Source organism: Nocardia sp. CC227C, assembly GCF_030767025.1.
Classification (GTDB): Bacteria; Actinomycetota; Actinomycetes; order Mycobacteriales; family Mycobacteriaceae; genus Nocardia.
Window position 1 is genome coordinate 145,657 of sequence record NZ_JASITE010000002.1, and the last position, 22,333, is coordinate 167,989.

The window sequence follows — 22,333 nt, forward strand, 5'->3', positions numbered from 1 at the left end:
ACCGTCGCGACCAATGAAAATCTCTATCGTATTATTGCCCTCGATATACCGCGCGTACCACCCATGCTCACGCGTTGGCGCTGGAGACCGGCGTGCCTGTTCTGCCCGATCTGCGACAGCACGTTGGCGCGCGCACTCGGCCTTGCCGGCGTTAATACGTTCCATACGGTCCCGCACAGTCCCGACTCCCAGGTTCGCCCGCGGCCGTCCTAGCACCTCGCACCCAAGCTCATAGAAGAATAGTTGATCTCGCTCCTTCTCGATGTCTATTTTCAATCAGTAGCTAAAAGCCTTTTATCACCTTCTTTATCGGCGCGAATCCCCACAAGGTTCGTTGCTAAGGAAGCGCGGAGAACTCGACGGCAAGTAGCTAGTCAGGACTAATTCGCGGCATGCAGCCACCAAGTTCTTAGGGTAGGACGATCAGACTGGGTGGTTGGCAAGAAATCTGTGGCCAGCCAACGAGGACGCGTTCGCCCCGGCAGAAATGGCGGCGAAGGCGTGTGATCCCGGATTCGCCACAAGCCGGGAGGTCACCTGCGCAAAGATGAACCGTGGGATTCAGAGGCCTCCCGTCGACAGTGTAGAAGGCGTCTCGCTCATGCCCACCTGGCGGATATCCGCTGAAACGTCCGCCACTGTCTTGGAAACCGAATCTTCAGTTCCTTGAATTGTTTTTCATCAGCACCCTCGTGTGCAGCGAACCAGGAGGATAGCCCGAAGTCATCCTCTTTCGCTTCCCTGACCACTTTAATCATCGCGAACGTAGGTGAGGTGCCACTAAGAACGGCATCGACTGCATCGTAGTATCGGCGTAATACGCGCCTGCGGCCTTCAGTAACGGCCTCATAGTTGATGCATTCCAGAACCTCTAACGTTTTTTCTCCGAAAATATCGAATCCCGGCCCCACATACCTCGGACTGATCATGCCGTTAGCTGAGTCCAAAATGAAGTGGTTCCATGGATCCACTCTCTCCGGGTTAAGCAGGAGAGCCTCACCGAAGGCGCTCACCGGAAATCTCGCGTTCTTACGTCGATTGCACTCAGGACAAACCCAAAGAAGGTTACCCCAACTAAAGGCTAGCTTGTAATTGTTGGCGATAGGAACAAAGTGATCTACGTCGGCAGATCTTGAGTCGCAGCAATAGACACACCTCTGCCTAACTCCGGCAGCAATTCTCAGCGCATCGACGACTCCTCCACTCTTATGCGATCGCCGAAATCTCTTCCACTCGCTATCCGCTTCGGACCGTGTCGATACAAGCCGAGATCTACGAAACAGCTCTACTCGATCCACCAGGCTGAGCTGGCCTTTATGAATTCTCCGCACCTTCGGCTCAATTCACGAAGAGCTTAAGCTGCTCAAGCTCTCGTTCTTCGGATTCACTGATCTTACCCGCAATTTGTTTGGCGCGGAGGCGTGCATGCGCCTTATTGGCTTGGACAGCTCTGGGAGAACGCGAGTATGGCAATCCGAAAGCGGGGGATATTAGGATCTGGTCAGGCTTTCCTGCAATTACGGAATTGAAATCTTGCTCCGTTAGCCTAAACGCCCGCGCTCCAGTACCTGGCTGCGGGAGATGGAATATCCGCCCTCTATCAGCCGCTTGGCAAATCAGCGGACTGTGGGTTGTGACGATAAACTGTATCAAGGGAAAGTGCCGCTTAAGCCAAAAGCCGATTTCTCGTTGCCATGCGGGGTGGAGATGCGAGTCAATTTCATCAATCACGACTACGCCAGGCCGATTTACATAGAAGTGACCTTCGTCGTCGCGTGCAACAAGCTCTACGGCACCGTATACATCGACCATATGACGAAATATATCGATCAGCATTGCTAATGCAGATCGATACCCTTCGCTCATATCAGAGAGCGGCATGGTGCGTCCAGCGGAATCTTTTAACCAAAGACCTTCCGAGTTTACCCCGTTCACCGACACACCCTGCCGAAGAAAGTCATCATTCAGAATGTTGAGCAAGCTTTCCAGGGCAATTTTCTCAGATTCTTGCTCTTCCAATTTCTTATAATTCAGTTGCTTAACCCACTGTTCACATTCTCCCAGTGTCGCATCCTCCTTGAACAGCGTAGCGACTCTAGGAACACGCCCGGGAATAACCATGAGTCTTTGCGCATCAGGGGAGCTACCGTATAGTCTTCGAAAGGGACCATAGCCGAGAAGAAACCAGCCTGGTGTTCCAACTGACCAGGGTCCATTGAATGCACCCTTTTTCTTGTTTCTGTTGATGTCGGCCGATGAAACCGACCACGACCCTCCTTCGCGTGCAAATTCGATCTCAGCCCAGAACGTGCTCTTCACACGAAATCCACCCTTAGCTGTTCGATCAAATTCATGATCCGGCTTGACCTCAACGGAGATCGATCCTGAATCCTGTCCGTCACTTACCCAACCGCGAAGGTCAGTCAGCAAGACTCTGGAGTCGTCGGGACCAAGGACTGCCATGCATATGGACTTTATCAGAGCAGTCTTGCCCGAACCGTTGTCACCCGTGATTACTGCCCAGCCGGAATGCCCCCCATCAGTTCCGGAAAAGTCTAACTCGATTTCATCGAAGCCCTTAATATTCTTCAGGGAAACGCGCTCGATATACATCGTAGTAGTGGTCCCCCTTTGAGGCGACGGCTCTGTCTCGGATGTCTAGGCAATGCATGATAGCGGGAATCGTACCGCGTGCGTGTTCCGCGAGCGCTTGGATCAGCCCTTGCAGCACGGTGTGTTGGCAGAGGAGCAGTTGACATGTAGTCAAACCAAGGCTCTCGATCAACCAAGGGACATGCTTGACCGCTGAGCGAATCTCCCTGCTCCAGATGATGAGGCACCGGACAGCTCCGGTGTTCGGTCGATGAGGTTGCAGCAACAGTTGGAAAGAAGCTGTCGCGGAACTGGGACCGCCAGATCCAGCACCGGACGGCTAGCGCACGCGCCCGCCTTCTGCGCCTCGGTGAGGAAGCCGCTCGCCCACCTGCTCCGTGTGGTGGTCCAGGTCGGCAAATGACATAGCCAGCAGCAGCGACGTCGAGGTTCCCGGGTTGGTGACCAGGGCTGGGACCTCGATATAGGCCAGCGCCCCACATACGGGGCACTTCGCAGCCGGCACCGAGACCGAGACCGACTGTGCCGCAGAGGGAAACAACGCGGACCACCTGGCATCCCGACGAGGTCACCGTACGTACCGCCCGCCGCGCCGTAATACCAGCCCACAACTGCTCGCTACCCCGCGCGGCCCGGGCAGCCGCCCCGGGGCCGACGGCGATGCGGTTCGTTGATCATCATCCTGGCGATCATCGCCGGGCTGGTCCTGCTCGTCCTGCTGATGTCGCCTGGGCAACGCGAGTCAGACCAACCGCCACCACCACCTGAGACTGTGCAATTTCGATCGCCGAGTTCGAACTTGTCGTGCGTCGCGACACTTGGAACGCCCGCGTCAATCCGCTGCGACGCCAACAACATTCAATACCAGCCGCCACCGCCGGGATGTAACCCAACGACTCTTGGGCGGTCGATTCTGCTGACCGAAGGCCCAGGAGGCGGTCTTCATCTGCCCGCCCGACTCGATCGCCAATCTGACGAGCGCTGCGTTCGAGTACGGAACTACGAAGTCGGTTGGCCCGTTCACCCGCGAGAGCGACATCTACCTCGGCATCACCTGCCGCGACACTATGACGGGACGAGGATTCCGGATTGAGCGGGATTCGTATGAGTTGTTCTGATCGTATTATCCACTATGGCAGAACCAGAAACTCCCGGCTGGTTACAAGCAACCAGAGGTATCACCCCCACTCGTGCGGCCACTCGATGAGTTCGGCACGTTGCCGTATGCATCGAGAGGACGATGGAGTATGTGCGATGCTAGATCTCAGAGCATTCTGACAGCTTCAGTCGCTGACCATCCAGACGACAAATAGAGGTCAGCTGATGAGTTTTGCTGCTGTCTCACCGACGACCGCCTGTCAGCCGCTATGATTAAAGACCGGCATGCCAGGCGGGCGGGTTTAAGTCTACTCGTTCAGCAGTGGAAACAGAATAGCTTCGAGCGTGCTCGCATCAGCAAAAGCCAATTCGTTCGCACTCATTATTCCCAGGCTTGCTCCCATCGACCAGAAGCTGAATAAACTCAGCGATGAACCAAATGATTCCCCACAAGATGACGATACCGATCGCAACGGCTACGGCAGCCCCTACTACAGCACTGGCCTCCGACAGTATCTTGCCAAAACCGTAGTGCTCCCTTGAACCCGCAGCGGTGGGGGTACTCTTCGATCTGCTTGTATAGAGGGACATAGCTTGGACAAAGAGGATTACTGCCGCAAGCACGAGCATGGCAATTGTTGACCACACTGCGGAAGTGCCTACTCCGAGGAATATTAGCAGAAGAATCGGCAGTGCGACGGCGCAGGCAGCGAGAACAGTTCCGCCGCCGACACCGACGGGCTTCAGAATAATAACTATCCAGCTCATTGCGATCGATTCTGATTGGGAGACCTTTCGGTCAGCTCTCTGGATATTTCGTCCATGAGGTTCATACCCATTCCGACAAGCGTTATGATCAGGACCGTATTTAGTAAAAGGAGTGCAGCCACTGCCCCTTCGACTGGAGCATCTACGAACAACTTGTCGTAAATCGCTGTCAGGCCGATGTATAAAGGAATCCCTGCCACCACGCAAAGCGCACCCGCTGGACTCCTGACCCTGAGCGTCGTCCAGGTCGGCAAAATGACGAAGATCGCTACGGCGAGAACGCGGGTCACGATCACGAGAAAGTCGTGAGCAGACTGCGAGGTGAACATCGAGCCTCCGGGTGGATGTGGGCTCTGTGCGGAGTGCACACAACAGAGTAAGCGAATCTGCTTGCGTTGCAGGGTAAAATCCGTGCGTCCGACGACAAGGAGTGCCATGGACTGGGATGGGCCAGGCGACAACAATCCGGACTACATCGACAAGCACTTCGTGCACATGGTCTGCCTGAGACCGGGCGACTCCAACGACTCACCAATCTGGACCACGTACATCAAGCCGCTCGTGGACCCGTTCGCCGACAACACGACCGACTTCCGATACTGCGACGAGGACGAATTCCACGAACTCATCCGGCAGGTGTGGCAGGACGCCGACGTCGACAACGACGTCACCATCGACCACGAACGCGATCTGGCGAAGGCAACCTCCGCGGCGAGAGGCAGCCGCATCGACTTCCTCATCTACTACGACGACCTGCACAAGGTCGGGGTCAAGGTCAAGACCACCAGCATGTGGACCGAAGAGTACGTGCAAGACCAGCTCGTACGATACGCGGAGACCGAACAGGTCGATTCGATGCTGCTTCTGACCGCAGACCCGGACCTCACCGAGATCGAGTGGCCGCGTTCGCTGCGTGTGCCGCTGTTCATCGTCCTACTTAGCGGCCGGCGCGGACGGCTGTAGTCGGGTTCGGTTGCGGCGGGTCGCATGTGTTGGCACGCGAGCGCTGTGTTGAGGGAACCGGCGCCTGCGGATCACCGTCTAACTGGTGGATGGACCAGCATCGGCGTCGTGAGCTTCGCGAAATAGGTTACGACCCTGACGATTTGACCGTCCAGTTGGATCTGGCGTGGATTCGGTGGCTGCTGCGGCGGAAGATCACCTGACGCGGCGGCGAACCCGAGAATACTGGGTAGACCGGCACCGCCCCGCCGCAGACATTCTGTGCCGAGGTCGCCCAAACCAGACAGCGGTGGCTAACATCGCCCACGCCTCAACGGATGCCCCGACCACGACGTTCATCCCACGCCATGAAGGGACATCCCGTGAAGACACTCGCTCGCATCGTCAGCATCGCCGCGCTCACGCTGCTCGCCGGCGCACCCACCGCGGCAGCGTTACCCACCGGCAGCGGCGGCACCGACGCGCCAGCGCCCCCGCTGTCGACCACCGAGACAGTGAACATCGGCGACTACTGCGCGTCCACATACGCGCCGACGCGGACCGTTGCTCAGACCGCGGACGGGCAGACCGTGTATTGCGTGCAGGTGAAGCGTACCGACGCGTACGTGTGGTGGCCGGTCAACGAGGAGTTGCCGGTCGACCCGCATCACAGCGTTTCGCCCGGCGATGACTGCTTGGGTGAAGGTGAGCAGTGGGTCGACGGGCAGGGCCGCGCGATCCAGTGCAACAAGACCCAAAACGGCCGCCTGCGCGGCAACCTCGTCTGGCAGCTCCAGCACTAGCGAGTCCGACGGCAGCGGGTTCTGTGCTTGTCGGCGGGTCCTGGTAGCGTCCGACCGTCAACCACGCTGATGCGATCAGCACGGTCCGACTACCCCCGAACGAGCCCCGCGCCGACGCAGACGGTCCGGGGCTCGGTTTGGCTCTTGGGGACGGAGTGGGACCTGCCTACCAGAGCGCGCGTTGAGACCGCTCGAGGTACGCGCGAAACGGTCAGGGCTCCATGCCGTTTCGGCAGTACCGATTATTGGCCGGACAGCAGATCGCGTGCTACCGCTGGAGCGGCGCCGGTCTCTCCATCATGATCGATCTATGGCGACGCACGCGGACCTGACGGCAGCGATGGACTACCTGGCAGTGGACACGTGGCGTCGCCTCGAACACGGACAACCGCGTGGCCTGGCACCCAGCGAAGAGTCCATCACCGACTATCTGCTGTTCGAACTGAACCAGCAGTTTCCACAGATTCTCGTCCACAAACCCAGCAAACGGGAGGAGGCACGCGTCGGTGCGGACTGGGAGTGGTGGATCGGAGCAGATACCCGGTGGCTGTGCCTGCGGGTACAGGCGAAAAAGTTCTTCGGCCAAAACTATCGGCATCTCGGCCATAGGATCGGGAACACGGGTATTCGGCAGATCGACCTGCTGATCGCCGGATGCGATCAACGCGGGTACCTTCCGTACCACGTTTTCTACAATGGTTGGGCCAGTGGCCATTTCGACGGCCACGACCTCGCAGCCCTGAAGACCAACGACCAGTTCTTCCCGCATACGTCGGGGCGGCCGATCACGATGCGAAGCCCCATGCACCCGCACGGCTACGAGACAGTGACGCTTGGGGAGGAGAATCCGCGATGGTGGGGATGTTCGGCCTTGCCGAGTCGTGTCGTGCGGAACCTGCTGCAGGCCCGCCATCGACACTACGTCCCACGCTATTTGGCGCACGCTATGCCGTGGTCGATGCTGTTTTCGCCTACCGACGCCACCCGTGCGCACGAACGTATCCCTGCGGGGCTTACCGACATCGTCGACGTCATCCATTGGCGTCTGCTCAGCGGCACTCCCGAGACCACAGCGCCTATGGCTCCGGTACCCGAGGACACGCAGGACGCAGATTCCATCTTGGACGGACAACGACTCACGGCCCTTCCACGTTATGTCCGGGCCGTATTCGACGGCCACCGGGCCGCCGATCTGGGTGACGTAAACAAAGCGACGGATGACCGAGTCGCTGCCCGACGACTCGTCCTCACCGATCTGGACGACTTTCCCACCGACCCATCTCCGACATCGGTACGGCCGCTACCCTGAAATTCGCCCGGAGTCCATCGGTTCGAGCCGTCTTACGTGCGGACCATGCTGATTGCCGATACCCGGCGGTGAGGATACGTGCGGTCCGGGCGCCCCGGCCTGCGAGCCGACACTCGAAACGCAAGCAGCCTTTGCCTTCGCTGCCAGACAAGCCGTCCAGTTCCCCTCGGTGCCGGCTTGCCCGTCGCGGGCACTCGACTGTATCGGTCATCCGCTAGCAGACCATCTCCTTTCCACGGTTTACGATCCCACTCACCACGGAAATCACACTGGAAAGGGCTGCTTCATGGCACGCAAGGTCATCGTCGAGATGGTGGACGACTACGACGGTCAGTCCAAGGCCGAGGAGACGGTGCTGTTCGCTGTCGATGGTGTGGCCTACGAGATCGACCTGTCGAAGTTGAACGCCGCCAAGATGCGCGGGATGTTCGAGCAGTGGACTCCGCACGCGCGCCGGGTCGGCCGCGTGCCGCGAGGCAAGGCGGCGGGCAAGCCGCGGCCGGCGGTCGATCGGGAGCAGACGCAGGCGATCCGGGACTGGGCGCGCAAGAACGGCTTCGAGGTGTCCAGCCGCGGCCGCGTCCCGAGTGAGGTGCTGGAGGCCTACAACAAGGCGAACGCGTAGCGCATGCGCGCGTCCGCTCCTCTCGACGGGGCGGACATGATGTTTCTTCGCGAGGTGGGCATCAAATCGGCCGCTGAACCGATCCTGCGCACCTCGGCGAAGCACGTGCCGGGGCGACCACTGCTGAGCGCGGCGGGGTTTTCCGAAGATGCCGCCCGCTGCTGCGAAGGCAATCTACGCTGCTCGTAGAGTACGAGCGGAGGCGATGCGCATGCGACGGGAATCGCGCCTTTCCGGCAGTGAGGCCGTTGCCGTCTTCCTGGACTTCGAGAACCTCGCCCTCGGTGTGGGCGGGGGCGCTCCTGGCACACAGGCTATTCCGGCCGCGGCGCTGCGCTGGCTGTGCCGCGGGTTCGGCAATGCGTCGGTACGGCGCGCCTATGCCGACTGGCGTGATGAACGGTTCGGCCGGTACGAGCAGGCACTCGCCGAAAACGGCATCGATCTGGTCCAGCTCGGCCGGTTCGCACCAGGGACGCACAAGAACGCCGCCGACATCCGGTTGGCCGTCGATGCGATGGAAACCCTGATCACCCACGCGGAGATCGGGGTCTTCGTATTGGTCACCGGCGACAGCGACTTCACCCCGCTCGTGCAGAAGCTGCGCGAGTTCGGCAAACATGTCATCGGCATCGGCGCCAGCGAGACCACCACGAGCACCCGGCTGGTATCGGTGTGTAGCGAGTACAAGTTCTGGGAGACCGTCTTGCGCCACGCCGACCCAGCCGACAAGATCACCGCCAATCGTCACCCGGCAACCGCCGCCAGCGACACCACACAGGCCCGGCACCTTCTCGTTCAAGCGATGTCCCAGATCATGACCGACACCCCCACCGCCAGCGCGATCAAGACCAAGATGCTCGCACTGGATCCGACATTCGATGAGAGCGCCCACGGCTTTCGCAGCTTCCGCGACTTCCTGGCCCAAGTCGGCGGGGCGACGATCGTCGGGCGGTCGGGCGGTGACATCACGGTGAGGCTGGCGGACGCATAGGCACGACTGTGCCTGGCGATACCCGCAGGCCCCGCCAGGCACATGTCCTGGAATCTGAATCCTCAGACGCGAGCAGTACTCGGTACGTCCGGCAACTGCTCAGCACGGCGCAGCGCACCGACCAGACTATCGAGATACAGCATGGCCCCCAGCGACATGCCATGGGCCACTCGACCCAGCCGCCGCAACGACCGGTTGTGGAATCCCTCCACCACCTCGGCGTCGCCAGCATGCGTCATGACCGGATCGGCGGCAAAGAGTCCTGGATCGACGTCGAAGAACTCGGCCAGGCCCATCCGTAGCAGGGCCGGTGCCCCGCCGAGGGCTCCCCCGCTCCGGAGGGCGGTGATGTAGTCCGCAGGGGCGGGATAGCCTGCGGCAGTCAGCCATTCGGCCACCATCTCGTCGGACAGCGGTCGACCGTGGTGGCGTTCCCACATCTCGAACACCAGGTTCAGCCGGGCTCCCAGATCGGTGTTGTTCATGACGAGCCTCCCTTCCTGCGACGCTGCAAGATCACTGCCACATTGGCGAACCTGACGCTAACGTGCCGGCGGCGAGGGAGCGCCGGGTTCACGGATTTGGCACAACCGGTCAGTCCAAAGAGGACCCGCCCGGGGCTCGGACGTTGCGCGGCCGCTTCCGGGCGCCGTTGCTGGATGCAATAGTGGAAGCCGGGCGCTCAGCTGTAACCCAGACGAATCCGACGCCGCTTCGCGGGAAGACCCAGCCGTCAAGGCCGACCCGAACGGATCTGCCGGGCACAGTGTTTGGTGAGCGTTCGATACGGGTTGCCCTGCTGCTGGCGATGAAGTCGAGCACGCTGACCCGCTCGATAGCGCAGTCGCTGTAGTCGAGTTCGACCTCGATGCCGCGGGTGGGCTGCTCGATGTCGACGAAGAGCAGGTGGCCGCGCCGCTCGGTGACGGTGCGGTAGGTGTACGCGATGGTGACCGGTGCCTCGGCCTGCCTCACATCGAGGCCGAGGTCGGCAGTGTAGATCTGCCCAGTCTTTCGGGCGGAACGCCGGATGGTGCGCTCCTGTCCGTCGACACTGAACTGGAGTAGTTCGAACGCGACCTGATCGGTGGCGTCGATGCCCTCTTTGGGCGTGACATACCAGGCGAAGGTGCCATCCTCGCGCGCCAGTTCGGCGTATTCGGTCTTGTCGGAGACGGCGGCGAAGCGGCGCGATTGGTGTCTGGGGATGACGCTGTACTCCCAGCGCACCGTGACGGTGAAGAGATCTGGCCGGGCGGGGTTCTTCGACGGGAGGTAGGAGGCCGGCGACAGCCGGATCTCGACCTTGGCGTCGTGCCAGCGCTCCGACGCCTGGATGGCCTGGTCGCGGATGTCTTGGTAGACCTCCTCGGCGAACGTCTTGTCACCGAGACGCAGCGCGAGGCTGTTGCGGATGACGCCGTCGAGCGTTTCTGGGCTGGCCACTCGCGCGAGGTCTTGGTTACCGAGCGCGAATCCTTGGATCACTGCGTCGCGCATGGCTGGAGCGGATTCGGCCAGCACTCGCTTGAGCCGGGCGACGTCGCGGGCTTCCCGATCTTTGCCGACGAAGTAGTCGATGCCCAGGCCGAGCACCGCGGCCACGAGCAGAGTGCCGCCGACCTCGCTCCAGGGGAAGAAGCTGAGCCAGCCCGGTGCCAGGGTCTCGGACAAGTACGCACCCAGCACCATCAACCCGATTCCAAGACCAGCCACCAGGATGGCGGCGATGATGGTCTGCAGTTTGGTGATGCGCTGAAGCTGATCGTGCATAGACTGCCACTATTGTAGCAAGCCTAAGCAATGATTAATAGCGAAAGGGAAAGGGCCGCAGCGGGTTTCATTCTGTCCACTACGACCCTTTCATGTCGACACGAGGGCATTTTAGCCGTCGCCACCGCCGATGAAGCCGTCACCGCCGCCCATGGTTCACCTCCCTACCCGGTTGCCGCGCCGCCGGAATGGGCGCGGTGCGAAATATCCTAAATTGGGATATTGCGCGGCGCAAGGTGCGGTTTGCCTTGTGGAAAAGTCGATCTATTCGGCCGAGTACCAGCGCCTTTGCGCGGTGCTAAGGCAGCTGCGCCGCGACGCGGGCCTCACCCAGGTGGAGGTGGCCGCCCGGCTTGACGTCCCCCAGTCCTTCGTCAGTAAGTACGAGAGCGGCGAGCGGCGGTTGGATGTGATCGAGTTGCGGCATGTGGCGGAGGCGCTGGGGGTGACACTCGCGGAGGTTGTGGGACGCCTCGGCTGATCACCGCCGCAAGGAGGCTTCGCCCCCGGCTCAGCATCCTCCGCTAGAGCCAGGGGCATCTCGCCACCGCGCGTTTCTGTCGCCGTCGCTCAGGTCGGTGGTGTGAGTTGAGCCGACGCGCACCTCGTGGAAAAGCATCGTTGGCCGGGTTCATGGCCAGTTTCGGTACCGTCTACCTCATCGCCGAGATGGATGTTCGGCGGTTTTCGTGATTGTCCGTCACGCTTACGGATCACCGAATCATTCCCGCAACGCGCGAAAAGGCTTCTGCGATGGTATCGCGGTTCCGGCGATGGGTGTCCTTGTCGTCCTGAAAGATCGACTGCGGCCCTGGACTGGCGGTGAACAAGACCTCGGCATTGCGAAACCTCGGGTGCTTCCGTCCTACCGCCGCCGTCCAAGCGGGCCAGGTCTTCGTCTTCCCCATCACGATGACCGCCGCGAGGTCGCCAGGAAGTAAGTCGACCACTTCCTCAAGATAGGGTCGAGCACGCACTGCCTCGTCCTGGAGACTGCGCCTCCCCTTGGCGGGATTGGCGACCCACCACGGGATGACATTCCAGGGGATGTAGTCGGTGTACTGCAGTCCCGTTTCCTCGCATAGCTGGTACACGTTATGCGCAGTCTGGTCGTTGTTGTGCAGACTGATGAAACCCGACTCTCCGTGCGCAGCGCCCGAGGGATCCTGCAGCACCATCAGCACTTTCGCTCCACGCGACCCAGCTCTGGGATCGAAGTACGGCACACTCTCGCCGGTCACGGCCTGCACCGTATCCACCCAGCGGTTCAACTCCCCGATGGGGCCGGTGTAGCGCGCTGCCATCCGCTCCTCGACGTTACGAGGAGTCACTATCTTGCTCAGTAGTTCGCCGCGGTCGAATGCAATGCGGTTCTTCACACCTCGATACGAGCGGGATGCCATGCCCCATACGTCGATGGCCGATCGTCCAGCGTTAACGACACTCTGAAAGATAGGGGGATGGCCAGCCGCACTACACCGGCGGTCGGCACATGGTTGACGGCGTGATACCAGGTTCCGGCGGATCCGGTGTCGGCGCTGCCGTCTTGCGGGCGCAGGGAGTCGAGTCGCTGCTGTACGGGGTGAACATCGACGAAGCCCCGACAAGTGGTCACTCGCCCAGAACGGCTGACGAGCTCGCCCCGCGTCATCGCATCTCAGATAGCATTCCAGCATGGGCTCTGTAACCATCGATGCCCTCCGGCGCGCACTCAAGCAGGCGTGGTCGGCAGAAACGAGCGCCTCGTCCGACTGGACAGACCTGAACCGCGCGAAGGGCCAGTGCGCGGTGACTGCCTGTGTCGTCCAGGACTACCTTGGCGGTGACATCTTGCACTCTATGGCGACGCTGCCGTCTGGGAAGCAGGTCTCCCACTACGTCAACCTCATCGAGGAGGCGCTCGTCGACCTCACCAGGGAGCAGTTTCCCGAGGTTACGGAGTTCTCCTCGCCGCAGCCAAAGACCAAGGGATACAGCTCGACTCGCGAGTACTGTCTGTCCTTCGATGCCACGAGAACGCGATACGAGCTCTTGGCTGAGCGGGTTGCGCGGCAGGTCGCGGGGACAGACTAATGATCCGGCGCCCGGTGGAGTTCTGATCCCGGCACGATCCAGTTCACCGGTCCATCCACCTCCCGAGGAACTCCCCCACCTCAGGAGCTGCCGCCTGCGGTCGGAGGCTCTCGACGATGTTCTCCATAGCCGTCCGGAGCCGTGTCGATGCGACGGTCGTGACGGCGTCGAAGTGCCGGGTCAGAACCGTGCAGGCGTCGGTGAGTTGTCCGGCCTGAACATGGTTCTGCGCCAGCCGGATCCGCCAGGCGGCCTGCTCTCGGGCGAACCCGGCAGAACCGGCTATCGCGGCGTTCAGGTACGCCGCGGCGGTCTGGTGATCATTGAGCCGCATGAATGCCAGGCCGGAAAGGCCGCTCAGTTGGGCCGCCGACAGGTGCTTCAGGTACTCCGGGTCATGGCCGCGTGCCGATTCGTACGCTCGCTGAGCGCGGCTGACGGCCGCGGCGGTGCCGGTGCGGTCACCCAGGACGCTGCGGGCTTCGGCCTCGCGAACGGCGGCGAGGGCCCGCAGCTTCGGACCACCCTCACGACGCGCCGCCAGCTGGGCGGCTTCTGCCAGCTTCACCCCCTCCTTGGGGCGTGAACCCTCCCGGTACGACAGCAGACACGCGTTGATCCAGGCGTGCGCGGCCGCGACGCCGTCGCCGGAGATTGTGGCGGCCTGGGCGGCGTCAGCGTAGTAGCGTTTGGCCTGTTGCCACCGGCCCGCGTCGTAGTGGACCCACCCGGCGGCGGTCATCATCTCGGCACCGGCGCTCGTGAGTACCTTGCCGACGGGATCGGTGTAGGTGCCGCGGTCGAGCAGCTGCTCGACGTAGCGCACTTGGCTGGACGCGAGCGCGCAGAGCTGGTCACCGCCGGCCATGAGCTGGAGTTCATGGATCTCGTTGATGCTCCGGACAATTCGGTCAACGTCAGGCTGACTGACGCGTAGCCGCAGCGCACCCGGATCCTCCGCAGCTTGACCGTCGCCGGATAGGGCGACCGCCGCGAGTCCGGATTGGAACAACGGGCGCCGGTTCACGTCGGGCTCCTCCCGGGTTTCAGGAAGCAACGTAGCCAAGGAGACCTGCAGTGCATTGGCTACCCGCCGCAGCACTCGGACGTCATGGACGGCCGGGCCGTCGTGCTCTAACTGCGAGACGGCCGGCTGCGTGAGGTGGAGCAGCGCGCCGAGTTCCGCCTGGGTGAGTCCGACCGATCTGCGAAGTCGCCGAATTATCTCACCGGTCGTCTGCATCGTGGGCTACCTCGATCCCTCGGGTCGGATCCAACGCGCACGCCGGAATCGGCTGGTTAGCAAAGGTTTTGGCGCTAGTTCGGACGATATACGGGTTTTCGTATATTTCAAAAGGGTTGGGCTATTTCGGGGCGGTGTAGGCGGTTTTGCGGCCGTACGGTCACGCCTGTACCCGGTACCGGGGTGACGCCGTACTGCCCTTCACGGCGCACTGGCCCGCCTTGAGCCGCCGGACCAGTGGCGAAAGCCCCCGGTACCGGGTGCCTCGAACGACATCGAGCCGACCCGACTGGAGAGCCACCATGCATTCGCCCACGCGGTACCCGTGCGTCGCTCGATGTGGCGTAGCAGCGCATCAGGCACCACCGACGCCATTCACGGTCGCTCAGGCGCACACCGTGATGCAGTTTCATGTGGCGTGCCGCGCCAAGCACTGCCCACGGAAGCGTGCGGCGCTCGACGTGCTGATTAACGCCGGCCGTACGAAGCCTTCCGCAATCCATCCACGGTGATCACTGATGGGTACCGCAACTCACGACGATGACCACGACAAGCATTCAGTCGGCGCCAGCGGGCCGGGGTGGGTGCCGATGGAGCCGCTGCCGTCGAGCGAGATGTTCTTGGCGGCGTTTGGCGGAAAGCCGCCCCTGACGGCTGTCGACATCCTCGACCCGGCGTTCGACCTGGTGGCCTGCCAGAGGCAGTACCGGCGGGCGTACGAGGTTCTCGGCAGTGACACGGCCTCGGCCGACAAGCTGCGGCATGCGGCATCCGAACTGGTCGTGGCGCAGACAGACATCGAATTCCTAGTTGCCATCATCGACGACGCCGTCGCTGAGCGGTTGCAGCAGTACCGGCGCCAGCGAGGGAGAGCAGCATCGCGGGTGAGAACTGACGTCGTCGGCGAAATCGCGCTGCACACGGAGAGCATTGGCGAGATCGCGGCCAGGATGGCGGATCTGTGGGAGGCGGTGACTGCCAAGACCAAGCGGCCCGGCGGCGACGAGATATCCGAGGCTCGTCAGTTGGTCGACCTGTGCCAGGGCTACGACTGCTTGGCCGCCGAGGTCGAGACCGGTCGGCGCCAACTGCCTGGAGTGTGACGATCATGCGAGATCGACACTCGTCCCGACGCATTCGGCATATCCACATCGAGTCCGGTGCCCTCACTCTGGACTACCGGGCCAGTGCCGAGCAGGCGCAAAACGTCGCCGACCAACTGGCACAAGGGTTCCCGGAGCTGGTCGTTACCGTCGATGACGACGTCCGGGCCGATCTGCCGCCGCTTCCATGCGCCGACCTGTGGGACTGAGACTCGTCACGAATCTAAATCCGAAGGCACACCACGATGCCAGAAGCGAGCCCGGAGCACTGCATCTTCTATGGCTCCACTCTGAAAAAGCCGCTCGCCCTCACCGTGCCGCCCGTAGGAGCCACACTGGCTCAACCGCTACCGGACGCCGGGCCGTTTCTGCGCGTGCGCGCGGGTGTGGAGGAGCCAAGCACGGTCATGCTACATCTGGCGCGGGAACTGGTCGGTGTTTGGCGGCATGCCCATGATGAGTGGCCGACGTTTCGTGATGGAGAAATCGGGAGGGAATATCGGCACAGCGAACTTTGTCGCAGCGCAGCTTGGGAAAGACCGGGTACTCGGGCGGGTCGGCAGTCAGTCCGCCGCCTCCAGCAGGAACACCGCCACCGCCAAATGCACCAGGCACTCGTCCGGATGGTGATGGCGATGGGCGTAGCGCAGTTCGAAGGCTCCTCCACGCGTCAGCTCGAGGAGTTGCACCTGGCACAGGTGCTCGGCCAGCGGGCTATCGGCCTGAACAAAACTGTGGGTGCTCATGGCATGTGGCCTCCGTGGGCGAGTAGGGCTTGGAAGGCGGTGCATCGCCGTGGCCCCGCTGCGTTCGGCTGCGATGAGGGCGGGCCGAATAACCAAAGCCGCCAGCGTCTCCGGGTCGTCTGGACCATGGCGATGAGGGCGGGAATGAGTGGTGTGCTCCAGCAGCTCCTTCATCGCCGATGTCTCGGCCGCTGCGGGCGGTCAACCCACGGCGGCTTCCAGATCGGCGTCGCACGGGACGGTGGCCGGATGTCCTGTAACTGCGGCAACACCTCGGTGTCGTCATCCACGCTCGGCCGGCGGCGGCGGTGGGGCGAGGCCGGCGGGCGCGGCATCGGATCGGTGGGCTCGTCCAGCTCGTCGACCGAATGTTCTGGGACCGTCTCGGTTTCGTCACCGTGATGCTGGCCAGGGACGAACTCATGTCGCCCCGGCTGGTTGGTGCGCTGCCACCACACCCCGATCCGGAAGCCCAGCACGGCCGCGAAGCACACCGAGGCGGGCCACACCAGCGGCGGCATCGCTCAGCCACCGGCCGGGGCTGGGTCGTCCGTCTTCGTTGCCACGTCTCCACCCTCCGGCCACACCCGCCTTGGTGGAAATTCCGTGCCATCCCCCTCCGGCCCCTGCTCTTGGGCAGGCGCAAGCGTCTGGCCCGCACCGCAACCAGCTCGTCGAACGACTCGATGCACCAGGAGAGTTCAGTGGCGTCATGCTCATGGTGTTGTGGGTCATTCTGTCGAAGGGCATACGGGCAGGTACTTGCAGACAAGCCAGGCGCTACATCTGCCATTGGCGGCCGGGGCGGAATCCTGGATCCCGCTGGTACAGCGGACGGGCCGGGAGCTGGAGCCGATCGTGCGGCGGCACTACGGGGGAGACCGCGATGGTCGTGGCGCACGAGGAGACGGTGGTGGCTGCGGCGCAGTCGTTCCTGCAGCTGTGCCGTGGAGCCGGGAGGAGGTGACGTTTCGGGTGGACTTTACGAGCCAGACGGTGTGGGCAGCGGGAACAACTCAGCTGGTGCGGGCCGGAGGAGGGGCGGTGGCGGCGGGGTCGGTAAGGAGGAATGACACGGGGCATTTGGGGGAGCCGTTTCGACCGGCGTCATACGCGTCCTGATCAGCCCCTCCCATGTCTAACTGGACAACCGAGATCTATCAATAGACCGTCGGCACACGTTTTTGACCGTCGGCGCGTGGGACAACCAGAAATTGACTTACAAAGGATGGAAATCGAACAACCGATCCACAGCCACAACCAGTCGGATTCCCGCCCGGCGTATACATCGGAGTTACGATGGACGCACTGCCCGTCTCCGTTATAGTTCCTGCGGCCGACGACCCTCGGATCGCGGAATGCATTCGCTCGATCGACGAGTCGGTCGAGCTGGTAATAGTATTCAACAAGCCCACGACTCTGGTCAGGGAGGCAGTAAGGCGCGCCACGGGAAGATTCCATAGACTGTTAACGACAGAGATCGAAGAACGGAATCTGGGAAAAGCGTACAACGCCGGAATAACTGTCTCTACGTATCCTGTCGTAATCCTGATGGACTCTGATTGCATCTTCTCTCCGGGCACGATCATGCGGCTCTATAAAGGAACGACCATGGCTCCGATGTGTAAGGGGTCGGTGCGGTTTCTTCACCGAGGTTGGACGAGTCGGGTAATAGCTATGAGCAGGGAGTACCACACTGCCGATGTGAAGAACGCGTACTCGCCTCCCCTTGCATTCCGAAAAGATATCCGCGAAATGATTGGAGGGTACTATTTCGACAACGAAATTCACTGGTGCGAAGATCACGAGTTCGATCAACGAGTAGCTCACGCCCAGGTAGAGATACGCTTCGATAGTCAGGCGATCGTCGAGCACCCGCCTTTGAGTATCCTGCAAGACCTCCGAAGTTCATTCCGGTACGGAATGGGATATCGTGTCGGCATACAGAAGGGAATCATCCTGGGCGGGTGGATTTATGGCGGACGACGAAGCCTGAGGGAATCCCTAGCGATAGATTTCGCACGCCTTGGCGCTAGCCCGGCCTATCTGTTAATAGTTTCGCGGAAAAAGTCCATGCTCACCGCCTTGTATATGCTGGCATGGATGGTTGCATTCGCCTCCGGCTACTACTTTCAAATGATGACAAAACACTATCCAATCGCGGACTCCGCATTGCATCTGTAAAAATACACGCTATCACTCAGTTTGTTGAGGAGCAAAGCAATGTGGCCGACTATTCGGTGGACCGGGCCTGAGGAAATCGCCTTCGTGACGTTTCGATCGGCATCTAATGAAGCACTAATGATCGCACGGTCAATAGACCAGATACTTTTCGAGCACGGGTTCACGCAAATTCGACTCCTCGACTTCGGAAGTGGCACAGGAGAAGTCGAAATGAGAATCGAAACCGGCAGAGAATCATCTGTCTCCGTCGAGCCATCCGGCAATGATTGGCTCGTTAGCCGTAGACAAGCAGGGAGGACTCATAATTTGGACGAGCTCGTGAAGCTATTCACGCAGCCGATTGAGATAGATGTCTTCTTGTTTTGCCGCGTACTCGGATATATATCGGAGCCCGTTGAGGTCTTCAATCTATTGAAGAACCTCTCATCAGATCGATCAATATGGATCGCCGTAGTATCAGCACCATCTGGAGATCAATACCATATCTGCAAAAAGGCCTTCGAGCAGGGTTTGACAGACCGGTTATCGGAACGCACCTCGGCAATGCGGGCTTTGCTGGAAGATCAGGGAATAAACTACGGCACCAAATTGGTGCGTACAGCGTACAGCGTCGATAGTGAGTCGAAGGCCCGAATAGCGCTCGCATTCTTCCTGGGAGTGGATGTGGACAGTCTTGAGGTCGATCAGCTTCAAAGTTCGATTTGGCGTGGACATCACCCTACGGAACTTACCTCGCACCATACGGTCTTCTATTGGACTATGAACGATCCTGGACATGCGCGGAAAAGGAGCGAGAATGATAGTACTCGGTCTTAACGGGTGGAATGACGGGACGCATGATCCTGCAGCGGCATTGATCATCGACGGAAAAATCAAGTCTTTCGTCGAGGAAGAGAGACTAACCCGCCTTCGGCACTCCGTGTCAAGAATGCCTACCACGGCAACCGCCGCCGTACTCGATGAGGCAGGTATAACCCTTGACGATGTCGACGTGGTCGCATATGGATGGAACTTGCCGCAGTACCACGAAGCCCGTGGCCGATCCTTCGCACTGACCAGTGCCGAATTTATCCGCGCTGTCACAGGGATCAAGCATATACGAGCCATGCCTGATCTGGCTTGGGTTCCGCATCACTTAGCCCATGCTGCATCCACATACTACTGGATTCCGAGGAAATCGGCAGCGATCCTCGTGGTAGACGGTTGTGGAGAAACTGAATCAGTATCCCTTTTTCACGGCGCTGGGGAACGTTTGAGAAAGCTGGAATCGTGGCCCTTGCCGTGCTCTATTGGACTGATGTACCAGGCGGCTACCGAGTACTGTGGATTTCAATTTTTGGACGCCGGAAAGACGATGGGCCTTGCTGCCTATGGAAGATCACGCCGTCAGCTCCCTCTCAAATGGATTCAGAACGGCATAGATACGGAAGTGCCATCAGCTTCTTTGGAGTCAGACGTAGTATTACACTGGCTAAGATATTTTGAAGACAATTATGGTGCTAGTGCCCCAGTGCCGGCTGGACTTAATGTTATCCATTCGGCAGACACGTTCCAAAAGACATTAGAGCGACACCGTGCAGTACAGGTGGCCGCAGACGCACAGTTGACCCTTGATCTCGCAGTCACTGGTCTGGTGAAGCATGCTATTCAATCCACCGGTGAATCAACAGTCTGTGTTGCTGGCGGGGTCGGCTTAAATTGCGTAGTCAACGGTAAGTTGCACTCCGAGGGCATTGACTTGCAGTTGCAACCAGCGCCACATGACGGCGGGGTTGCTCTCGGAGCGGCGATGTATGTGTCGGTTGAACGAGGCCAGCCCGTTGAGCACAACGGCTCGTGGGCATTGGGCCCGCGGTTCGATACGAACCGTGTGGTTTCACTCCTGCGTTCGTTAGAAATCGATAGTAAAGAGATCGATGACCCGAGTGACGAGGCTGCAAAGCAACTTGCCGAGGGAGCCCTGATTGGATGGTTCCAAGGCAGAGCGGAAGTTGGGCCACGCGCGCTGGGCAATCGTAGCATTCTTTGTAGTGGCACAATCCCTGGTCAGAAGATTCTCGTCAATACAGTTAAACGAAGAGAGCAATGGCGGCCATTCGCCCCGTCGCTACTTCAAAAGGAGGTGCCCTATATGTTCGGAGACACGCTCGACTCCCCATACATGCTTGTAAGTCTTCCGATAACGGAAGCTGCGCGGCGCGAATACCCGGCCGTGATCCATATAGACGGAACTTCCCGGCCGCAGACTGTCGAGGAGATTGATGATCCATTTTCTAATCTGCTTCAGTGTGTTCGCCGGATAACTGGCAAGGGAATTGTTCTGAATACTTCTTTCAATGGAGCAGGGGAGCCCATCGTGTGCAATCCACTGGACGCAATACGAACCTTCTTTGCCTCTCCTCTCGATACCCTATTCATCGAGAACGTGATCATTAAGAAGAGTGACGATGAACGACGCGGCAAAGCCATCTGATCACGTTGTCGTTGTGGCGCCACATCCAGACGACGAAGCATTCGGTACGGGCGGGATCCTGCAGCACGCAGCGGCTAAAGGCATTCGGACTAGCGTGGTATTTGTAACTGATGGAGAGCTGCACACTGATCATATTCCGATCCGGCGGGACCAAGCTAGAGACGCCGCAAGCATTCTTCACATCCATGATACGTACTTCCTTGGGTACGCAGCCCGGAAGATGCGCAGCTGGTACGATGTTGCGTCGGAGCTCGCCATCGTATTCCGGGATATAGAGCCGACGATTGTCTTGTTGCCGCACGTGGCGGAGACAGATCTGGATCATCACATGGTCAGCATGGTCGGTTCTGAGGCGACTTGGCTTGCCTACAGTCCGCATCAACACCTCGCGAAGGCTTCTCCGATATCCACCGTGCTTTGTTACGAGATCTGGACACCGATCCAGCGACCTGGAGCTGTATATTCTTTTCAAGAGGATATAATGGCTGTGAAAGAAGCGGCATTGCAGTGTTATACCGACGAAGACAACCGCTATTCCCTGGGTTCTGCGGCGCGTGGGCTGGGTGCATACCGTGGCTCGATGTACGGTGAGGCAACCTTCGCGGAGGCTTTTTTAATTGCGTCGTACCGATCGGACAGCAGATTGTCTCAGCTGATTAATACTCATCCGGACACGCCGGGTACAGAGGGTTAGTATCCACAAGAAAGTGTAGTACTATTGTAGTATGACAAATACTCGAAGTAACAGGCCGGCAGGTTCGGACACCTTTGCGGTGAATCCTGAACTGCTGGCGACCATAGGCGATCTACCGTTTTCGCTCAGCAGCGACGTTTTAGATCAGCATCTGCTCGTAAGCACCGAGGTCGTCGACTGCATAGTCGACGCTGCCGACGTATCGGCGAGTGACGTGGTGGCAGACGTAGGCGCTGGGCTGGGTACAATCACTGTAGGCCTGATGCAGCGTGCTCGCAGAGTGATAGCTATCGAAAAGGATAAGCGCTTCGAATCGGAGCTAAGGTCCATCTCGAAACGTTGCTCGAAAGTCGATGTGCGATTGGAAGATTTTCTGGAATCTGACCTTACTGGCGTTCAGAAGATTGTAGCCAATCCTCCCTTCGGATTACTTGAACCAATGCTGAAGCAACTTCCTTTGCATCCGCAAATCCAGCGGATTGTTCTGATACTCGGATCGCGGTCGGCAAGGAAGCTGTTAGCGTGTCCTGGTGATAGTGGTTTTACTCGACTCGCTCTGCTGGCTCATGCGTATTACTAAGAACGCCTCATAGCTGACATTGATCGGCATCTATTCTATCCCGCACCTCGAACTGACTGCTCGATCATCGTTCTAGATAGAATCGATCAGTACGATCTGCCCCGCTGCATTATTAGGGAGCTGGCTCGTGCTGTGCACTTTCGAGCGGGCGTGAGAGTCCGTGACTTTGCTGCATCGCTAAATCGATTGCATCTGTTGAAAGGCCAAAGATTCGGTGCACTCGATCTTAGCGATAGACAGATTTGGAATACTCGGCTGCAGCAGCTGTCTAATTCTCAGTTATCGGTACTGAGCCTAGATCTCGTGCACTTT

Annotated in this window: 23 protein-coding genes and 1 pseudogene; 13 read left to right on the top strand and 11 right to left on the bottom strand. The window is 59.9% G+C overall.

Features of this window, described 5'->3' with window-relative positions:
• Positions 1 to 599: 599 nt before the first annotated feature.
• From QMO76_RS03990 to QMO76_RS04005, 5 genes and pseudogenes are all read right to left on the bottom strand, one after another.
• The gene (locus QMO76_RS03990; protein ID WP_306359789.1) at positions 600 to 1,013 is read right to left on the bottom strand and encodes a hypothetical protein; all 414 of its coding nucleotides are present in this window, start codon (positions 1,011 to 1,013) and stop codon (positions 600 to 602) included.
• 18 nt (positions 1,014 to 1,031) lie between these two features.
• Positions 1,032 to 1,331: pseudogene (locus QMO76_RS35270) on the bottom strand (HNH endonuclease signature motif containing protein); the annotation flags it as partial.
• Positions 1,332 to 1,338: 7 nt separating this feature from the next.
• Positions 1,339 to 2,613: an AAA family ATPase gene (locus tag QMO76_RS03995; protein WP_306359790.1), complete on the bottom strand. Its 1,275-nt coding sequence runs from the start codon at positions 2,611 to 2,613 to the stop codon at positions 1,339 to 1,341.
• Positions 2,614 to 4,065: 1,452 nt separating this feature from the next.
• Positions 4,066 to 4,479 (bottom strand): hypothetical protein, encoded by a 414-nt coding sequence (locus QMO76_RS04000; protein ID WP_306359791.1) that lies wholly within the window; start codon positions 4,477 to 4,479, stop codon positions 4,066 to 4,068.
• The gene (locus tag QMO76_RS04005; RefSeq protein ID WP_306359792.1) at positions 4,476 to 4,808 is read right to left on the bottom strand and encodes a hypothetical protein; all 333 of its coding nucleotides are present in this window, start codon (positions 4,806 to 4,808) and stop codon (positions 4,476 to 4,478) included. Before QMO76_RS04005 ends, QMO76_RS04000 begins: the two co-directional genes overlap by 4 nt.
• A gap of 106 nt (positions 4,809 to 4,914) precedes the next feature.
• Between QMO76_RS04005 and QMO76_RS04010 the strand changes: the two genes are divergently transcribed.
• The 5 genes from QMO76_RS04010 (at position 4,915) to QMO76_RS04030 (ending at position 9,152) form a co-directional block, all read left to right on the top strand.
• A complete protein-coding gene (locus QMO76_RS04010; protein ID WP_306359793.1) occupies positions 4,915 to 5,442 on the top strand; it encodes a hypothetical protein in 528 nt (175 codons plus the stop codon).
• A gap of 362 nt (positions 5,443 to 5,804) precedes the next feature.
• On the top strand, positions 5,805 to 6,224 hold the full coding sequence (locus QMO76_RS04015; RefSeq protein WP_306359794.1) for a hypothetical protein: 420 nt from the start codon (positions 5,805 to 5,807) through the stop codon (positions 6,222 to 6,224).
• 310 nt (positions 6,225 to 6,534) lie between these two features.
• A complete protein-coding gene (locus QMO76_RS04020; RefSeq protein ID WP_306359795.1) occupies positions 6,535 to 7,533 on the top strand; it encodes a DUF6615 family protein in 999 nt (332 codons plus the stop codon).
• A 286-nt stretch (positions 7,534 to 7,819) separates the two neighbouring features.
• Positions 7,820 to 8,158, top strand: a complete 339-nt coding sequence (locus QMO76_RS04025) for an Lsr2 family protein (RefSeq protein ID WP_306359796.1) — start codon at positions 7,820 to 7,822, stop codon at positions 8,156 to 8,158.
• Between the two features lie 148 nt (positions 8,159 to 8,306).
• Positions 8,307 to 9,152: an NYN domain-containing protein gene (locus tag QMO76_RS04030; RefSeq protein WP_306359797.1), complete on the top strand. Its 846-nt coding sequence runs from the start codon at positions 8,307 to 8,309 to the stop codon at positions 9,150 to 9,152.
• Between the two features lie 62 nt (positions 9,153 to 9,214).
• Here the strand turns inward: QMO76_RS04030 and QMO76_RS04035 are convergent, their stop codons facing one another.
• Both QMO76_RS04035 and QMO76_RS04040 read right to left on the bottom strand, forming a co-directional pair.
• Positions 9,215 to 9,637: a hypothetical protein gene (locus QMO76_RS04035; protein WP_306359798.1), complete on the bottom strand. Its 423-nt coding sequence runs from the start codon at positions 9,635 to 9,637 to the stop codon at positions 9,215 to 9,217.
• A 109-nt stretch (positions 9,638 to 9,746) separates the two neighbouring features.
• A complete protein-coding gene (locus QMO76_RS04040; RefSeq protein WP_306359799.1) occupies positions 9,747 to 10,925 on the bottom strand; it encodes a hypothetical protein in 1,179 nt (392 codons plus the stop codon).
• Positions 10,926 to 11,175: 250 nt separating this feature from the next.
• On the opposite strand from QMO76_RS04040, the gene QMO76_RS04045 reads away from it, so the two are divergent.
• Entirely contained in the window at positions 11,176 to 11,406 is a 231-nt protein-coding gene (locus QMO76_RS04045) for a helix-turn-helix domain-containing protein (protein WP_306359800.1), read from the top strand.
• A 232-nt stretch (positions 11,407 to 11,638) separates the two neighbouring features.
• Here the strand turns inward: QMO76_RS04045 and QMO76_RS04050 are convergent, their stop codons facing one another.
• A complete protein-coding gene (locus QMO76_RS04050; RefSeq protein ID WP_306359801.1) occupies positions 11,639 to 12,304 on the bottom strand; it encodes a hypothetical protein in 666 nt (221 codons plus the stop codon).
• A 295-nt stretch (positions 12,305 to 12,599) separates the two neighbouring features.
• On the opposite strand from QMO76_RS04050, the gene QMO76_RS04055 reads away from it, so the two are divergent.
• Positions 12,600 to 12,998, top strand: coding sequence for a hypothetical protein (locus QMO76_RS04055; RefSeq protein ID WP_306359802.1), 399 nt, complete (start codon positions 12,600 to 12,602; stop codon positions 12,996 to 12,998).
• Between the two features lie 43 nt (positions 12,999 to 13,041).
• Here the strand turns inward: QMO76_RS04055 and QMO76_RS04060 are convergent, their stop codons facing one another.
• Positions 13,042 to 14,241, bottom strand: coding sequence for a helix-turn-helix domain-containing protein (locus QMO76_RS04060; RefSeq protein ID WP_306359803.1), 1,200 nt, complete (start codon positions 14,239 to 14,241; stop codon positions 13,042 to 13,044).
• Between the two features lie 518 nt (positions 14,242 to 14,759).
• Here QMO76_RS04060 and QMO76_RS04065 point away from each other — a divergent pair.
• On the top strand, positions 14,760 to 15,344 hold the full coding sequence (locus tag QMO76_RS04065; RefSeq protein ID WP_306359804.1) for a hypothetical protein: 585 nt from the start codon (positions 14,760 to 14,762) through the stop codon (positions 15,342 to 15,344).
• Positions 15,341 to 15,553 (top strand): hypothetical protein, encoded by a 213-nt coding sequence (locus tag QMO76_RS04070; protein ID WP_306359805.1) that lies wholly within the window; start codon positions 15,341 to 15,343, stop codon positions 15,551 to 15,553. The genes QMO76_RS04065 and QMO76_RS04070 overlap by 4 nt, the downstream gene beginning before the upstream one ends.
• Positions 15,554 to 15,907: 354 nt before the next feature.
• On the opposite strand, the gene QMO76_RS04075 is transcribed toward QMO76_RS04070, so the two are convergent.
• Entirely contained in the window at positions 15,908 to 16,090 is a 183-nt protein-coding gene (locus QMO76_RS04075) for a hypothetical protein (protein WP_306359806.1), read from the bottom strand.
• A 170-nt stretch (positions 16,091 to 16,260) separates the two neighbouring features.
• Complete coding sequence (locus QMO76_RS04080) at positions 16,261 to 16,611, bottom strand: hypothetical protein (protein WP_306359807.1); 351 nt, start codon at positions 16,609 to 16,611, stop codon at positions 16,261 to 16,263.
• A gap of 778 nt (positions 16,612 to 17,389) precedes the next feature.
• Here QMO76_RS04080 and QMO76_RS04085 point away from each other — a divergent pair.
• The 4 genes from QMO76_RS04085 to QMO76_RS04100 all read left to right on the top strand — a co-directional run bounded on the left by QMO76_RS04085 (position 17,390) and on the right by QMO76_RS04100 (position 22,021).
• Positions 17,390 to 18,274 (top strand): glycosyltransferase, encoded by an 885-nt coding sequence (locus QMO76_RS04085; RefSeq protein ID WP_306359808.1) that lies wholly within the window; start codon positions 17,390 to 17,392, stop codon positions 18,272 to 18,274.
• Between the two features lie 796 nt (positions 18,275 to 19,070).
• Positions 19,071 to 20,747 (top strand): carbamoyltransferase C-terminal domain-containing protein, encoded by a 1,677-nt coding sequence (locus QMO76_RS04090; protein ID WP_306359809.1) that lies wholly within the window; start codon positions 19,071 to 19,073, stop codon positions 20,745 to 20,747.
• Complete coding sequence (locus tag QMO76_RS04095) at positions 20,722 to 21,441, top strand: PIG-L deacetylase family protein (protein WP_306359810.1); 720 nt, start codon at positions 20,722 to 20,724, stop codon at positions 21,439 to 21,441. Before QMO76_RS04090 ends, QMO76_RS04095 begins: the two co-directional genes overlap by 26 nt.
• Positions 21,442 to 21,472: 31 nt before the next feature.
• On the top strand, positions 21,473 to 22,021 hold the full coding sequence (locus QMO76_RS04100) for an rRNA adenine N-6-methyltransferase family protein (protein ID WP_306359811.1): 549 nt from the start codon (positions 21,473 to 21,475) through the stop codon (positions 22,019 to 22,021).
• Positions 22,022 to 22,333: the final 312 nt, after the last annotated feature.